General features: G+C 64.0%; 18 protein-coding genes. 8 read left to right on the forward strand and 10 right to left on the reverse strand.

Annotated elements, in window-relative coordinates:
* The first annotated feature begins 30 nt into the window (after positions 1-30).
* The gene (locus tag RAK1035_RS00120; protein ID WP_112303047.1) at positions 31-273 is read left to right on the forward strand and encodes a hypothetical protein; all 243 of its coding nucleotides are present in this window, start codon (positions 31-33) and stop codon (positions 271-273) included.
* A 203-nt stretch (positions 274-476) separates the two neighbouring features.
* On the opposite strand, the gene RAK1035_RS00125 is transcribed toward RAK1035_RS00120, so the two are convergent.
* From RAK1035_RS00125 to cysE, 3 genes are all read right to left on the reverse strand, one after another.
* Entirely contained in the window at positions 477-788 is a 312-nt protein-coding gene (locus RAK1035_RS00125; protein ID WP_008280571.1) for an ETC complex I subunit, read from the reverse strand.
* A gap of 84 nt (positions 789-872) precedes the next feature.
* Positions 873-1,226: a DMT family protein gene (locus RAK1035_RS00130; RefSeq protein ID WP_008280572.1), complete on the reverse strand. Its 354-nt coding sequence runs from the start codon at positions 1,224-1,226 to the stop codon at positions 873-875.
* 5 nt (positions 1,227-1,231) lie between these two features.
* Positions 1,232-2,062 (reverse strand): serine O-acetyltransferase, encoded by an 831-nt coding sequence (cysE, locus tag RAK1035_RS00135; protein ID WP_008280573.1) that lies wholly within the window; start codon positions 2,060-2,062, stop codon positions 1,232-1,234.
* Between the two features lie 85 nt (positions 2,063-2,147).
* Between cysE and RAK1035_RS00140 the strand changes: the two genes are divergently transcribed.
* Positions 2,148-3,125 carry an NAD(P)H-binding protein gene (locus RAK1035_RS00140; protein WP_008280574.1) on the forward strand — a complete coding sequence of 326 codons (978 nt, stop codon included), beginning with the start codon at positions 2,148-2,150 and terminating at the stop codon, positions 3,123-3,125.
* Positions 3,126-3,278: 153 nt separating this feature from the next.
* Here the strand turns inward: RAK1035_RS00140 and bfr are convergent, their stop codons facing one another.
* Genes bfr through hemP form a run of 4 tightly spaced genes read right to left on the reverse strand, consistent with a single transcriptional unit; the run spans position 3,279 to position 4,657 of the window.
* The gene (gene bfr / locus RAK1035_RS00145; RefSeq protein ID WP_008280575.1) at positions 3,279-3,764 is read right to left on the reverse strand and encodes a bacterioferritin; all 486 of its coding nucleotides are present in this window, start codon (positions 3,762-3,764) and stop codon (positions 3,279-3,281) included.
* Complete coding sequence (locus tag RAK1035_RS00150; RefSeq protein ID WP_008280576.1) at positions 3,712-4,005, reverse strand: (2Fe-2S)-binding protein; 294 nt, start codon at positions 4,003-4,005, stop codon at positions 3,712-3,714. The genes bfr and RAK1035_RS00150 overlap by 53 nt, the downstream gene beginning before the upstream one ends.
* Before the next feature lie 20 nt (positions 4,006-4,025).
* The gene (locus RAK1035_RS00155) at positions 4,026-4,496 is read right to left on the reverse strand and encodes a hypothetical protein (RefSeq protein WP_008280578.1); all 471 of its coding nucleotides are present in this window, start codon (positions 4,494-4,496) and stop codon (positions 4,026-4,028) included.
* The gene (hemP, locus tag RAK1035_RS00160) at positions 4,493-4,657 is read right to left on the reverse strand and encodes a hemin uptake protein HemP (protein ID WP_008280579.1); all 165 of its coding nucleotides are present in this window, start codon (positions 4,655-4,657) and stop codon (positions 4,493-4,495) included. The genes RAK1035_RS00155 and hemP overlap by 4 nt, the downstream gene beginning before the upstream one ends.
* A 270-nt stretch (positions 4,658-4,927) precedes the next feature.
* On the opposite strand from hemP, the gene RAK1035_RS00165 reads away from it, so the two are divergent.
* Both RAK1035_RS00165 and RAK1035_RS00170 read left to right on the forward strand, forming a co-directional pair.
* On the forward strand, positions 4,928-5,341 hold the full coding sequence (locus tag RAK1035_RS00165) for a DUF1178 family protein (protein WP_037297545.1): 414 nt from the start codon (positions 4,928-4,930) through the stop codon (positions 5,339-5,341).
* 15 nt (positions 5,342-5,356) lie between these two features.
* On the forward strand, positions 5,357-6,004 hold the full coding sequence (locus RAK1035_RS00170; RefSeq protein WP_008280581.1) for an SDR family oxidoreductase: 648 nt from the start codon (positions 5,357-5,359) through the stop codon (positions 6,002-6,004).
* 4 nt (positions 6,005-6,008) lie between these two features.
* Here the strand turns inward: RAK1035_RS00170 and RAK1035_RS00175 are convergent, their stop codons facing one another.
* A complete protein-coding gene (locus RAK1035_RS00175) occupies positions 6,009-6,422 on the reverse strand; it encodes a VOC family protein (protein WP_008280582.1) in 414 nt (137 codons plus the stop codon).
* Between the two features lie 84 nt (positions 6,423-6,506).
* On the opposite strand from RAK1035_RS00175, the gene RAK1035_RS00180 reads away from it, so the two are divergent.
* From RAK1035_RS00180 to RAK1035_RS00190, 3 genes are all read left to right on the forward strand, one after another.
* The gene (locus tag RAK1035_RS00180; protein ID WP_037297460.1) at positions 6,507-7,787 is read left to right on the forward strand and encodes an O-acetylhomoserine aminocarboxypropyltransferase/cysteine synthase family protein; all 1,281 of its coding nucleotides are present in this window, start codon (positions 6,507-6,509) and stop codon (positions 7,785-7,787) included.
* A gap of 116 nt (positions 7,788-7,903) precedes the next feature.
* Positions 7,904-10,285 carry a hypothetical protein gene (locus RAK1035_RS00185; protein ID WP_008280584.1) on the forward strand — a complete coding sequence of 794 codons (2,382 nt, stop codon included), beginning with the start codon at positions 7,904-7,906 and terminating at the stop codon, positions 10,283-10,285.
* Between the two features lie 27 nt (positions 10,286-10,312).
* Positions 10,313-12,211, forward strand: a complete 1,899-nt coding sequence (locus RAK1035_RS00190) for a cation:proton antiporter domain-containing protein (RefSeq protein WP_008280585.1) — start codon at positions 10,313-10,315, stop codon at positions 12,209-12,211.
* Between the two features lie 12 nt (positions 12,212-12,223).
* Here the strand turns inward: RAK1035_RS00190 and RAK1035_RS00195 are convergent, their stop codons facing one another.
* Together RAK1035_RS00195 and RAK1035_RS00200 are read right to left on the reverse strand one after the other, a co-directional pair.
* The gene (locus RAK1035_RS00195) at positions 12,224-13,312 is read right to left on the reverse strand and encodes a DUF2235 domain-containing protein (RefSeq protein ID WP_008280586.1); all 1,089 of its coding nucleotides are present in this window, start codon (positions 13,310-13,312) and stop codon (positions 12,224-12,226) included.
* Positions 13,313-13,430: 118 nt separating this feature from the next.
* Complete coding sequence (locus tag RAK1035_RS00200) at positions 13,431-14,561, reverse strand: type III PLP-dependent enzyme (protein ID WP_008280587.1); 1,131 nt, start codon at positions 14,559-14,561, stop codon at positions 13,431-13,433.
* A gap of 114 nt (positions 14,562-14,675) precedes the next feature.
* Here RAK1035_RS00200 and RAK1035_RS00205 point away from each other — a divergent pair, with 114 nt between their 5' ends.
* Positions 14,676-15,110 carry an Lrp/AsnC family transcriptional regulator gene (locus RAK1035_RS00205; RefSeq protein ID WP_008280588.1) on the forward strand — a complete coding sequence of 145 codons (435 nt, stop codon included), beginning with the start codon at positions 14,676-14,678 and terminating at the stop codon, positions 15,108-15,110.
* Positions 15,111-15,206 lie beyond the last annotated feature (96 nt).

Consider the following 15,206-nt stretch of genomic DNA (forward strand, 5'->3'; position numbering starts at 1 on the left):
CAGACGCGGCATTCTCAGGAGAGCACAGTTATGGCCTATTCGTCCCACAGTAATGTTCCGGCACCGGGGTTTGGGAATGTCGGGCGCTTTGTATTGGCGCCGCTGCGCCTGATCGACGGTTTTTTCAAGTCGGTCGTTGCCGCCAACCGCTTCGCCCATGAGGTTGAAACGCTGTCAATGGCGAGCGATCAGCGGCTTGCAGCCCTGGGTCTCAAGCGCGACACATTGGTGGCTGATCTTGCGGCACGCTCGGACCTGTTCCGCGCCGCTTGAGTTCAGGATCAACGCTGAAAACGAAAACGCCCCGGAAGATTTCCGGGGCGTTTCGCGTTCTGTGCCGGGGCTGACTGCTTAAAGCACGTTACAGCCTATCGAAACCGCACCCGTCCCGGACTTGATCCGGGACCTCGCCGGGTCAGCGCAGAGGCCCCGGCTCTGGGGCCGGGGCGGTGTGAACCTGATCAGACGAAACGTATTTAGTGCGTCCAGACTTGGCGGCGGTTGGTGGCGAAGTTATCGCCATAGCCGCCGGGGCGAATATTGGGTTTGCGGGCCTGCGGTTCCTGAACCACGGCGTCGATGCCATGTTCCTTGGCGTATTGCAGCGCCGCTTCTTTGGTCTCGAAGCGCAGGCGCACTTGGGTTTGCGTATCGGCGTTGGAGGTCCAACCCATCAGCGGATCAACCTCGCGCGCGGTCTCGGACACGAATTCCAGAACCCAGTGCCGGGTTTTGCCGGTGCCGGATTGCATGGCGGTGCGGGCCGGTTTGTAGATGCGCGCAGACATGGGACTCTCCGTGAGATGATCGCTGGCGTCTTATCCCAAATCGGGCGCGGCGCGGCAAGAGGCGAATGGGCGCAGGTGGCCCGGTCAGAGCGGGGCGCGGAATATGACGAAAGCCCCTGCCGCAATCAGCGAAAAGCCAAGCGCGTGGTTCCAGGTGATCGGTTCCTTGAGGTAGAGCACGGAAAAACCCGCAAAGATCACCAGCGTGATCACCTCTTGCATGGTCTTGAGTTCCGCCGCCGAATAGACGCGGTGCCCGAGCCGGTTGGCGGGCACCGCGAGCATATATTCAATCAGCGCAATGCCCCAGCTTATCAGGATGACAAGCCAGAGGGCGACATGCGGAAACTTGAGGTGCCCATACCACGCGAAGGTCATGAAGATATTGGACAGGCTCAAGAGCACGACCGGTGCCAGCCACAGCCAGAGGCCGTGCATGATCGTCAGTCGCTCGCGTCGTCGTCAGTGCCGCGCACGCCCAAGAGCTGGTCCATCTTGACCGAGGGTTGATCGCAGCCAGCTTCGCCCACGATTTTGGCGGGCACGCCTGCAACGGTCTTGCAGGGGGGCACCTCTTGCAGAACGACCGAGCCTGCGGCGATACGGCTGCAATTGCCGACGCGGATATTGCCCAGCACTTTGGCCCCGGCCCCGATCAGGACGCCATTGCCGATCTTGGGGTGACGATCCTCTTCTTCCTTGCCGGTGCCGCCCAGAGTGACGGAATGCAGCATCGAGACATTGTCGCCGACCACGGCGGTTTCCCCGATCACGATGGAATGGGCGTGGTCGATCATGATGCCCTTGCCGATGCGGGCGGCGGGGTGAATATCGACGCCGAACACTTCGGAGGCGCGCATCTGGAAAAAGCGCGCAAGATCACGGCGGCCCGTCGTCCAGAGCCAATGGGCGATGCGATAGGCCTGGATTGCCTGAAAGCCCTTGAAGAAAAGGAGCGGCAAGAGGAACCGGTCGCAGGCCGGATCGCGGTCATTGACGGCCACGATATCGGCGCGGGCGGCAAGGCCGATGGACGGGTCAGACGCCAAAGCCTTGTCGCAAATCTCGCGCAGGATCTGTTCGGGCATCTCGTTGGAGGTGAGTTTGAGGGAAATGCGATAGGCAAGCGCTGATTCGAAGGTGCCGTGATGCAGCACGCTGGAATGGATCAGCCCGCCCAAGAGCGGCTCATCGGCGATGGCGGCCTTGGCCTCTTGGGCGATCTGCCCCCAGACCGGATCGAGTTCGGCCAGCTTTCGTCTTGTATGTGCCATGGGCTATGCTCCTCTGGGTCGTGGGAAGTATAGCAGATAGGCAGGGCGGGTAAAATGCAAAGGGGTGCGGGGAGGTATCACCAAAATGAATGAGACGCAGGCTTGGGCCGGAGGGGGCCGGGTTCTGGTGCTGGGCGGCACCGGCACGATTGGCCGGGCTGCGGTGGCGGCGCTGTTGGCGCGGGGGCATGAGGTGGTCTGTGCCCTGCGACCGGGGGCGAAGGCGGCGGGGTTGCCCGCCGGGGTCACGCTGTGGCGGGGGGAGATTTCGGACCTCGCCCGCGAGGGATTTCACGGTGCCAAGTTCAAAGCGTTGGTGTCTTGCATGGCGTCGCGCAGCGGCTTGCCCGCCGATGCCTGGGCGGTGGATCACGATGCGCATCTTGTGGCGCTCGAGGCGGCGCAGGCGGCGGGGGTGCAGCATATGGTGCTTTTGTCGGCGATCTGTGTGCAAAAGCCGATGCTGGCGTTTCAGGCGGCCAAGCTGGCCTTTGAGGCGCGGCTGATCGCCTCTGGCCTGCGCTATTCGATCGTGCGGCCCACGGCCTATTTCAAATCGCTGTCGGGGCAGATTGCGCGGGTGCAGGCGGGCAAGCCTTTTTTGGTGTTCGGGGATGGGCAGTTGACGGCGTGCAAGCCGATCAGTGATCGGGATCTGGGCGACTATCTGGCGGGCTGTCTGGACGTGCCGGACCGCTGGAACAAGGTGTTGCCGATTGGAGGGCCCGGCCCTGCGATCACCCCGCGCGATCAGGCCGACTGGCTGTTCAAGCGGTTGGGAAAACCGGTGAGCCTGCGGCAGGTGCCGGTGGGCATGATGGATGCGATCATCGGCGGGCTGTCCTTGGGCGGGCGCGTGCTGCCACGGTTGCGGGCCAAGGCGGAACTGGCGCGGATCGGGCGCTATTACGCTACCGAATCGATGCTGGTCTGGGATGCGGCAGCGGAGGCCTATGACGCCGATGCCACGCCCGAGACCGGGCAGGACAGGCTATTCGATTACTATGAAGAGGTGATCTCGGGCCGCGCGCGGGTGGATTTGGGGGCGCATGCGGTGTTTTAGGCGGGCGGCTTATACGACAAAAACTCTGGAGTTATTCTAGTGGTAGGCTTGCCCCCACGCACACCGCGCGGCACCTTCGGTGCCATGCGCGCGGGGGATTGGGGCCAATGACGGCGCAACCTAATCCCCCGCATGCTGCGGAGCCTCCTCTATTTACGCGCCCTCATCCGCCGGGCTTGCGTTGAGCAGGCCGTAGCGTTCGGCCCCCAACTGGTCATAGAGGTCGATCTGGGTTTCGAGAAAGTCGATATGGCCCTCTTCATCCGTGATCAGCTCTTCAAAGAGGTTTTTGGACACATAATCCGCCACGCTTTCGCAATGGCCGCGCGCCTCGATATAGAGGGTGCGGGCGTCGTGTTCGGCGGCAAGATCCGCCTCGAGCGTTTCGCGCAGGTTTTGCCCGATGCGCAGCGAGTCGAGTTTTTGCAGGTTGGGATGCCCCCCCAAAAAGATGATCCGTTCGATCAGCTTGTCGGCGTGCTGCATCTCTTCGATGCTTTCGGCGCGGGATTTGGCGGCGATACGGCCATAGCCCCAATCCTCTTGCAGCCGGTAGTGGAGCCAATACTGACTGACAGCGGTCAGTTCACTCCGCAGAGCCTGATTGAGATAGTCGATGACCTTGGCGTCGCCCTTCATGTGGTTCTCCCTGTGTGGATGCGCGGCGGAGGCCGCGCAGGTGCATGGGTATGCTCAGGCTATCGGCCTGACGCATGGTGTCAACAAAGAGCGGCAAACATCCGCCGCAATCGGCACGCTTTCCCAGCGCGCGGTAGATCTTGCCGGGGGTGATCAGCGTCTCGGCATCCGCCGCGCGCATCCAGTCCATCGCGCGGTGAATGTCGGCGTCGGTGATGGCCATGCAATGACAGATGATCATCGGTTCAGTCCCTTTTGCGGCTAGTGACGTGTTGCGCTGGCAGGTTCGGGGATGCGCGACTGCGGTGCGCGCAGCGCTGCGCGGTGCAGGCAGAGGCCCAAGCGCGCCGCCGCATCCGTGAGAGGCAGGATAGCGCGCGGTTGCACCAGAATACTGCCCAGAAGCAGCGCATCTTCGCGGTCGCCCAAGGCCGCCTCTTGGACAAAGCGGGCAAAGGCGGCCTCGTCCAGCCCGACACAGGCGCAGTTGGGCGCATGACAGCGCAGCGGGCGGCGGATATGCGGGCCCAACACCTCGGTCAGGTCCTGCAACGCCTCGAACGCGGCGAGCGCCATCGGTTCGGCCATGCGATCACACAAGAGCGCATGGGCGCGCAGCGCGCCGCCCGCGTTCCAAGCGCGCAGCGCGGCCACGGTCAGACCGTTCAGCCCGTCCAACTGTGCCATCTGGTCCACCGGCATCTGGCCGGTCAGGTCGCGCGCGTGTTTCATTTGGTCAGGATCAGCTTGCCCGCGCGGGTGATGCGCAGGGTGTAGATTTGCCCGTCGAGCACGATAAGCGCGGTATTGGCACCATTGGTGAGGGCGCGCGCATCGTGGCAGGGGGCCTCGGCCACCAAAGCGGGATCGGATTTGGTCTGAGCGCGGATCATGCGAAGGCCCTCGCCGGGCTGGTATGAAGAAGTGACATGGTGTTTCGGTCCTTTGTTACAGGGTGGCCGGGCTGACCGCAGGACCGGGCTGGCTTGGCCCTTCTTTTCTGACTTAAACAATCAGGTATGTCAATTCCGATTCTTTTCATAAGCTTTAATCATGCGCCGCGTGCCCGGTTGGCCCCCGCGCTTGGGCTGCAAGATCAAAAGCATAGCTTGAAATTCCCGGCGGGCGGCGTAACTATCGACGGCGATGCGATGGACCGGGAAATGATCAAGTTCACCCTCAGATGCGCGGATAAGCACGAGTTCGACAGTTGGTTTCAATCCGCTGCCGCCTTTGACAAGCTGCAGGGAGCGGGCATGGTGACATGCGCCGTATGTGGCGGCACTGAGGTGCAAAAGGCGTTGATGGCCCCCAGCCTGCATACTGCGCCCGACAAGGCGCCTGCCCCGGCCCCAACCCCCGAAGAACAGGCGCTGGCGCAGCTCAAGCGGCAGATCGAACAGAATTCAGAATATGTTGGCCTTAATTTTGCGCGGGAGGCGCGCGAGATGCATGATGGGCTGGCCCCGGAACGCGCCATTTATGGCGAGGCGAAACCCGAAGAGGCGCGCAAGCTGATCGAGGATGGCGTGCCTGTGGCCCCCTTGCCCTTTGTGCCGCGCCGCAAATCCAACTGACCGAAAGGCCCCACCATGCATATCCTCATCACCGGTGCCAATCGCGGCATCGGGCGCGCCCTCGCCGATCATTACCGTCAAGCGGGCCATGAGGTGACTGCCACGGCGCGCAGACCGTCGGAGGGGGAGGTGGCGCTGGATGTGACCGATCCCGCCTCTTGTGCGGCACTTGCCGCGCGGCTGGACGGTCGGGCGGTGGACCTTTTGATCTGCAATGCGGGCGTATACCTCGACAAGGGGCAGGCATTGGCAGAGGGCTATCCGGCGCAGATGTGGGCCGACACCTTTGCCACCAATGTAACGGGCGTGTTTCTGACCGTGCAGGCGTTTCTGCCGCATCTGCGGGCGGGCAAGGGCGCGAAAATCGCGATCATTTCCAGCCAGATGGCCAGCCATACCCGCGCGCCGGGGGGCAGCTATATCTATCGGGCGTCCAAGGCGGCGGCGCTCAATCTCGGGCGCAATCTGGCCAGTGACCTTGCGGGCGATGGCATTGCCGTGGGCATCTATCACCCCGGTTGGGTGCGCACCGAGATGGGCGGCGATTCGGCGGAGATTTCGGTAGAAGAGGCCACGTCCGGGCTTGTGGCACGGTTCGCGGCGCTGGATTTGGCATCAACGGGGTGTTTTCAAACCTGGGACGGGCGCGACCACCCCTATTGAAGCGTCAGGCGGCAAAGACCGTCGTCATATCGGCAAAGCCCTTGAGTTCCACCGGATTGCCCGAAGGATCACGGAAGAACATGGTCCATTGCTCGCCCGGCTGCCCCTCGAACCGGACCGAGGGGGGGAGGACGAAATCGACCGCCGCCGCCGTTAACCGCTCGGCCACGCCGCGCCAGATGTCGAGCGGCAGCACCACGCCGAAATGCGGCATCGGCACCATGTGATCGCCGACCTTGCCGGTGGATTGTGTGGCAAAGGGCGTGCCCAGATGCAGGCTGAGTTGATGGCCGAAGAAATCGAAATCGACCCATGTCTCGGTGGAGCGCCCTTCGATGCCGCCCAAGAGCCCGCCGTAAAAGGCGCGCGCCTCACCCAGATCGGTTACATTGATTGCCAGATGAAAGGGATGTGCCATATCATGTCTCCTCATGCCCGTTGCATGGCACCTAGCGATGCCTTAACCGGGTTTGCAAGGTATATGACGCGGGAGGACGCTGAAATGACATACGGATTCGACACGTTGCAGGTACATGCGGGCGCGCGGCCCGATCCGGCCACAGGCGCGCGGCAGGTGCCGATTTACCAGACCACGGCCTATGTGTTTCGCGATGCCGATCACGCGGCGGCGCTGTTTAACCTGCAAGAGGTGGGGTATATTTATTCGCGCCTGACCAATCCCACGGTCGCCGCGCTGCAAGAGCGGGTGGCCACGCTGGAGGGGGGCGCGGGCGCAGTCTGTTGTTCCTCGGGCCATGCGGCGCAGATCATGGCGCTGTTTCCGCTGATGGGTCCGGGGTTGAATGTGGTGGTCTCGACGCGGCTTTATGGCGGCTCGATCACGCAATTCAGCCAGACGATCAAGCGGTTTGGCTGGTCGGCCAAGTTTGTTGATTTCGACGATCTGGGGGCCATTGAGGCCGCGATTGACGACAATACCCGCGCGGTGTTCTGCGAATCCATCGCCAATCCGGGCGGCTATATCACCGATCTGGATGCGGTGGCGGCGGTGGCCGACAAGGCGGGTCTGCCGCTTATTGTCGATAACACCTCGGCCACGCCGTATCTCTGCCGTCCGATCGAACATGGGGCGACATTGGTCGTGCATTCGATGACCAAGTTCCTGACCGGCAATGGCACAGTCACGGGCGGTGTGGTGGTTGATTCGGGCAATTTCAATTGGTCCGCGTCGGACAAGTTCCCGTCCCTTTCGGCCCCGGAACCCGCCTATCACGGGCTCAAGTTCCACGAGACCTTTGGCCCCTTGGCGTTCACCTTTCACGGCATTGCCATCGGGCTGCGCGATCTGGGCATGACGCTCAATCCGCAGGCGGCGCATTACACGCTGATGGGGATCGAAACGCTGTCCTTGCGCATGGCGCGGCATGTCGAGAACGCGGAAAAGGTGGCGGCCTGGCTGGAAGGGCATCCGGCGGTTGAGGCTGTGACCTATGCTGGCCTCAAATCTTCGCCCTGGCATGACCGGGTGGCACGGATTTGCCCCAAGGGGGCGGGCGGGCTGTTCACCGTGGCGCTTAAGGGGGGCTATGGTGCCTGTCTCAAGCTGGTGGATAGCCTTAACCTCTTTAGCCATGTTGCCAATCTGGGTGACACACGGTCGTTGATCATTCATTCCGCCTCGACCACGCATCGGCAGCTTACGCCCGAGCAACAGACCGCCGCCGGGGCCGCGCCCAATGTGGTGCGGATTTCCATCGGAATCGAGGATGCCAAGGACATCATCGCCGATCTGGAGCAGGCGCTGGCCAAGGCGAGTGCATAATCGGCCTTGCGCCGGGGCGCGACCGGATGGTTGGCCTCGGCGCGAAGCTGCTGTAGGATGGGGGGATCGAGAACAAGGACTCCCGCCGATGTCGGACGAGTGTTAAAGCGTTCCCCATGAAACCGAATTTTGCCCTGTCCCTTTCGTTTGAAGGCATCGGCCTTTTGCACCGCGCGGGCAGCGCGGGCTGGCATCTTGTCGGCGATGTGCCGCTTGATGCGGAGGATTTGGCGGGAGAGTTGGCGGCGCTTAGGGCCAAGGCGGCGCTGCTTGATCCGTCTGGATTGTCCACCAAGCTGATCATTCCGGACGAGCAGATCAAATATATGGATCTGCCCGCCACAAGCGCGCCGGACGGGGATTATGACCGGGCCGCCGCCGAAGCCTTGGAAGGGGCGACGCCCTATCACATTGATGATCTGGTCTATGACTGGAGCGTGGAGGACGGGCGGCTTTATATCGCCGCCGTGGCAAGCGAGACCTTGGACGAGGCTGAGGCCTTTGCCGCTGAGCATCGGTTCAACCCGGTGAGCTTTGTCGCGCGGCCACAATCAGATCGCTTTGCGGGCGAGCCGTTCTTTGGAGCGGCGGCGCAGGCGCGGGGCGTGGACCGCGACGAAGCGCCGGTGCGTATTCTGGGCAGCGCGCGCCTGCCCGAGGCACCACCACCGGTGGAGAGCGTGGCCAGTGCCGCGCCAGTCATCGCGCCTGCGGCGGACGCGGCTGTGGCCACACCCAAGGCCCCGAACACGGCTTCTGTGCCTGCCCCTGCTCCTGCGCCGCCCGCGGCCCCGGACAAGCCCGCGGCCCCTGCGCTCAAGGCTGAACCGGACCTGCCGGCGCTGTCGTTTTCCAGCGTCCGGGCCGAGCGGGGGGCGCCGATTGCCGGGGCACCCAAGCTGGAAGGTGCCGCGCGGATCACACCGCTGCCTGATACCGCCCCTTCCCCAGAGTTGCCGCGACCGGGCGCTGCGCCGCTTTTGACCGGCGGGGCAAATCCGGCGCTGACTGATCTGGCCGCCGCAAGCCTTGCGCCCGAAGCGGCAAAGGGGGCGGGCCTGGCCGGGCTGCTCGCGCGCCGGGACAAGACGACGGCCCCTGAACGGGTTGTGGCCAAGCCTGCGGATGAGGCGGAGCGTCTGACGGTGTTTGGCGCACGCAGCCAGCCCTCAGCACGTGGCAAGCCCCGGTTTCTGGGGCTGATCCTGACCGCGCTTTTGCTGCTCTTACTGGTGGGCGTGGCGGCGTGGTCGACGATCTTTGGCGGAAGTGATCCGGCAGAGATTTCGGTTGAGAGCGCGCCTGAAATTGCGCTGACGCCACCGATTGAGGCGGAGCCGGAAATCGCCGTCGGGGTTGAGGCAGAGACCGTGCCGGAGATTACACCCCCGGAACCAGAGGCAGAGCCAGAGGCAGTTGCGACCACGCCACCGCCCCCCGAAGACTTGACGCCGGATGAGATGATGGCGCGCTATGCCGCCACGGGCATCTGGCCATTGGCCCCCGAGCCGCCCGCGCAGGCGGATACCACCGATCTGGATGAGTTTTACCTGACCTCGATTGACGAGGCCGTAAACTTTCAGGATGCCGTGGCGCTGCCCCCGGCGTCTGAGACCGTGCTCGACCGTCGCCCCGAGACCCCGGCTGCGCCCGCGCCGCCGGGCACACAATTCACACGTGATGCACGCGGCTTTGTGCAGGCCACGCCAGAGGGTGCGCTGACGCCTGACGGTATCTTGGTGCGGGCCGGGCCGCCGCCGGTGCGCCCCCCCGAGACCCCTACCCGCGCGCTGCCGGTTCCCGGATTGGAGCAAAGCGCCGAGACCGCCGCCGAGGCGGCGCGGCTGGGCGGTATCCGCCCCCGCACCCGCCCCGAGAACCTGATCGAGCAGCAAGAGCGCGGGGCGCTCTCGGGTCTTACACGGTCCGAGCTTGCGTCACTGCGTCCGCGCCTGCGCCCGCAAGCGGTGATTGAGGCGGCAGCGGCGGCGGCGGCCCCGCCGCCCGCCCCAGAGGTGCAGCCCGCCGATATCAGCTCCGCCTCGCTGGCCGCCGCGCTGATCGAGGCCAATCGCGGCTCTGTCGCCGAGAGCCTGCCGCAGGCTGTTGGCACGTCGATCAAGCCCAAGGTGCGGCCACAAGAGCTAGAGCAGGCCGCGCGCGCGCCGCAGCCGGACCGGGCGACGCCGGGCGAGGATGAGGAACCCGAAATCCAGACCGCCGCTGCCGCGCGGGTGGCCCCCAATATTCCCACAACCGCCTCGGTCGCGCGGTCGGCGACCGAGGCCAATGCCATCAACCTGCGCAACGTCAATCTGATCGGCGTCTACGGCAGCCCGCAAAGCCGCCGCGCGCTGGTGCGGCTGGCGAATGGTCGGTATCAAAAGGTGCAGGTGGGCGACCGGCTGGATGGGGGGCAGGTTTCAGCCATTGGTGATTCCGAGTTGCGCTATAACAAACGCGGGCGCGATGTGGTGCTGCGCATGCCGAAGGGGTAGGATGATGACCTACGCCCTTATTCGCTGATGGACGGGTTCCTGTTTCAGGCCACGGTTTACCTTGCCGCCACTGTGATCGCCGTGCCGATTGCGGCGCGGTTGGGATTTGGATCGGTGCTGGGCTATCTGGCTGCGGGCATCCTGATCGGGCCGGTTTTCGGGCTGGTGGGCGGGCATGAGACCGCAGAATTGCAGCATGTCGCCGAGTTTGGCGTGGTGATGATGCTGTTTCTCATTGGGCTGGAACTGGAACCGCGCGCGCTTTGGAATATGCGGCACCGCTTGCTGGGTCTGGGCGGATTGCAGATCACCGTGACAACGCTGACGGTGATGGTGGCGGGGCTTTACCTTTTGGGGATGGGATGGAGCGTGGCCTTGGCGGTGGGGTTGATCTTTGCGCTCTCCTCCACGGCCATCGTTTTACAAACCCTGTCGGAAAAGGGGTTGATGCAGACGGGGGGCGGACGATCAGCCTTTTCCGTTCTGCTGACGCAGGATATTGCCGTTATCCCGATGCTGGCGTTTTTGCCGCTTTTGGCCCTACCCAAGACGCCCGAGATGATCATGGGCGAGCTTTTGTCGCGCGGCGCGCCTGAGGCGGGGCATGGCGCGAGCGGGCCGCATGAGGCGGCGCAGAGCTTCATCGCCTCTTTGCCCGGTTGGGGGGCGACACTGGTCACGATTGCGGCGGTGGCGTCGATTGTGCTGGCGGGGGTTTACCTGACCCGGCCGGTGTTCCGCTTTATCCATGGCGCGCGGCTGCGCGAGATGTTCACGGCGATTGCCCTGTTGATCGTGGTGGGGATTTCATTCCTGATGACGCTGGTTGGCCTGTCGCCCGCGTTGGGGGCGTTTCTGGCCGGTGTCGTGCTGGCCAATAGCGAATTCCGGCATGAGTTGGAAAGCGATCTGGCCCCCTTCAAAGGGCTGCTGTTGGGGCTGTTTTTCATCACCGTGGGGGCGGGGATCAATTTTACGGTGCTCTTTGGTGCGCCGGTGTTGATCGTGGGATTGGCGCTTGCGGTGATCGTGACCAAAGGGGCAATCCTCTATGTGCTGGGGCGCATTTTTGCGCTGCGCGGGCGCGATCTTTGGCTTTTTACGCTGTCGCTGGCGCAGGCGGGCGAATTTGGCTTTGTTCTCGTGGCCTTTTCGGTGCAGCAGCATGTGCTGCCTGCCGGGTTAAGCGAGGTGATCCTGTTGGTGATCGCGCTGACGATGCTGATCACCCCGCTTCTCTTCATTCTTTATGATGTCCTGTCGCGAAACCTGCGCGAGCGGGGCGAGGCACCGGAGGCCGATACGATTGATCAGACCGGGCCGGTGATCATCGCGGGCATCGGGCGTTTTGGACAGGTGGTTAATCGGCTGGTGCGTTCCAGCGGGTTTGAAACCGTTGTGCTGGATCACGACCTTTTGGCCATCGAGCGGATGCGGCGGTTTGGCGTGCGGGGGTTCTTTGGCGATCCGACGCGGCCTGACCTGTTGCATGCGGCGGGGTTGGCGCGGGCGCGGGTCTTGGTCGCGGCGCTGGATGATCCCGAAGCGACAGTGCGGCTTGTGAGCTTTGCCCGGCGCGAGCGCCCGGACCTGCATATCATCGCCCGCGCCTATGACCGCACGCATGTGTTCCGGCTGTATCAGGCGGGAGCCAATGACATCGTGCGCGAGATGTTTGACAGCTCGTTGCGCGCGGGGCGCTATGTGCTGGAAAACATGGGGCTGACGGAATTCGAGGCGGCGGAGCTGGAAAAGACATTTTACCAGCATGATCGCCAATCGGTGCGGGAATTGGCGGCGCTGTGGGACCCGGCGCGCCCGACCGTTGAGAATGACGCCTATATCACCCGCGCGCGCGAGCTGGAGGCGGAATTGCAGACCATGCTGCTGTCGCAACTGGAAGAAACGGGCGGCCCGAAAGCGTGAGGCGCAGAACGTTCAGGTGCCGCCCTGTTCCTTGACCAAGCCGGTCAGTCGCGGGCCGCCCCAACGGCGGGGGGCAAGGCCACCCACGCTTTCGTGCAGACGCTCGGAGGGGTCATGCCCCACCACGCGCGGACCGCGCAGCACAAAGATCTTGCCCCAGCCCACCCATGTGCCGACGGAGGGTGCGTTTGCATCCTGCGGAAAGCGCGCGCGCCAGTCTTGGGGCAATGGCAGCGCGCAGCCCTCTAGCCGCTCGAGCATCCAGACCAGCGGGATATTGGCAAGGGGGCGCGCGGCGTGGATGCCGCAGAGTTGCCCACCCACATCCGAATGACAGCCCCGAAACCAGACCTGTTCGACATGGCCGCCAAAATTGGGCGGACAATCCCAGAGGACGGGCGCATAGGCCTTGCGTGTCTCATCGAGGGCCAGCGCGTGAAAGCCATTCCGCGTGGTGCGCCCGAGGTGATGATTGTGAAAGCCATGCGCATCGGCGCGATAGCGCCACAGGATCGGGATGCGCAGGCCCAGCGCCTTGACCGTATCCCAGACGCCGATCATCTCGACATGGGTGTCGCCGTAGCAATGGGCGCGGGCAAAGGCCTGTGCGGCGCGGCCCGACGGCGTGCAGCGGTAATGGCGAAAGGCCTGATGCACATTGCGTTCGGTCGCCTCTTCGGCGCGCAAAAGGCCGATGCGGTCGATCACCCCCGCCAGCGAGCGCACCGCATAGGCCCCGCGCGAATAGCCCATCAGGAATATCCGGTCGCCGGGCCGGTAGCGATTGGCGAGATAGCCATAGGCGCGGCGAATTTGGCGATTGATACCGCGCCCCATGACGATATCGCCGGTTGCGCGCCAGTCGCGCCACTGAATCCCCGCCTCGTAATAGAGCGAGAGATTGGCCCCCGACACCTCGCGCAGCAATTTATAGGTGAGGCCAGCGTTGGTTTCATAGCCCGGTGTCAGGCTCGACATGGTGCCATCGAGGATCAGCACATGATTGACCGGGCCGCGCCGGTGACCAAAGGCCGGATGCCCCGCGCTTGGCCCCGGTCGCAGCCAATCCAGAATGCTTTTGGTCCATCCCCGCCATGACATAACGCACCGCCTTTACCGCCCGAAAACGCGCCCATGGCATCACGGGCGCGACCGGACCTTGGGGTAAGTTTGCGCAGAAATCCGTTGCGATTCCATGAAATTCGGCGTGAGCCGCGCGTTACAGATGCGCCACGGTCACAACGTCGCGCAGGCCGTAGCCGTTGAAATCGGTACTGAGGCAGCGGGTATAGGCGCCCATGCCTGCGATGAGCAGATAATCGCCCTCGGCCAGATCACCGGGCAGGGGCAAGGGATCGGGCAGCCGGTCAATGCTGTCGCAGGTGGGGCCAAAAACCACGCGCGGGTGCGGCGCGCCGGTTCGCGGCGTGCCATCGGGGGCCAGAACGGTGATCCGGTCCGGCGCGCCGATGTCGCGGATTTCGGTGAGGCCACCGTAGACGCCATCGTTGACGAAAATCGCGCCGGTCTCGCGCAGCGCCTTGACGCGCACGGCAAGGCTGAACGCCTCGGCCACCATGGCGCGGCCCGGTTCGCACACGAGCGCCGGGGCATCCGCGCCAAAGACGCGGGCGACCTCGGCCCCGATATGGGTGAAGATTGCGCCAAGGTTGGGCATGGTCCCGGTGCGATGCGACGCAAAGCCGCCGCCCACATTGAGCCGCGCGAGACGCACGCCAGCGCTGCGCGCAACCTCGGCCACAACACCGATATAAGCGCCCCATGCGACCGGGTCGGCGCATTGCGTGCCGGGATGAAAGGTCATTGACGGGGTAAAGCCACGGTCTGCGACCACGCGCAGCAACTCTGCCGCGCGCTCTGGTCCGACGCCGAATTTGGCCCCGAAATCATAGGCAGCCCCCCGCACCGGCAGGGCAAGCCGCACGGTGATTTCGGCATCCGGTGCAATCCGCCCCGTCAGCTTGTCCAATTCGCGCAAGTCGTCGATGGAATAGGACCGCACGCCCATCTGCGCCGCGACCTCGATCTCGGGGACAGAGCGCACGGGGTTGTTGTAATGCAGCACGGCAGCCGGGCAAACGCTGCGCACGGCGCGCATTTCCTCGGGGCTGGCCACGTCAAAGGCGGTGATGCCCGCCGCCACCAGATTGGCCAGCACCTCGGCCCCCGGATTGGCCTTGACCGCATAGGTCACAAGGCCGGGAAACCCGGCTTGAAAGGCCTGTGCGGTGGCTTGCAATTGGTCGGGCGAGAAATAGAGCAACGCCGCGTCGGGGGTTTGGCGCATCAGATGCGCGCGCGGATCGGACCAAGGGGCGGCGTTTTTCATGGGCATACCTCAATCTGCTGCGTGTTTTCTTTGAGTGTGCTGCGAAATCTCGTCGATTCAGGGTGGCGTTTCGTATAGATTGCAGGAAATTTTCGTCGTATTGACGGAGGCACAATGCAAACCGACGAAACTGATCGCGCGCTGATCGCGCTCTTGCAGGAAAACGCCCGCCTGCCGGTGGCGACATTGGCGCGCCGTCTGGGGCTGGCGCGGACCACAGTGCAGGCGCGGCTGGAGCGCTTGGAAAACGCCGGGATCATCACGGGCTATAGCGTGCGGCTGAGCCAGAGCGCCCGCCCTGCTTTGCGCGCCACCGCGCTTGTCAGTATCGAGCCGCGCTCTGGCCCTGCGGTGTTGGCGCGGCTCAAATCCTTGCCTCAGGTGCGGCGGGTGCATACCACCTCGGGGCGGTTCGACCTTATTGTGACGCTGGAGGCCGAGACCACCGAGGCGCTGGATGAAACGCTTGACCGGATCGGCGAGGCCAAGGGCGTGCGCGGATCAGAGAGCCTTATTCACCTGAGCACGAAACTTGACCGGGGCGCGTGAGGCGCGGCGAGGATTTGCGAATTTGCGGAACGGTGAAACCGGGGGTGGGTCGATTTTCCCGCACCGCGCCTTTTCCTTTGCCGTCACATTCGCTAG

This window comes from Roseovarius sp. AK1035 (genome assembly GCF_003288315.1).
In the GTDB taxonomy this organism is placed as follows: domain Bacteria; phylum Pseudomonadota; class Alphaproteobacteria; order Rhodobacterales; family Rhodobacteraceae; genus Roseovarius; species Roseovarius mucosus_A.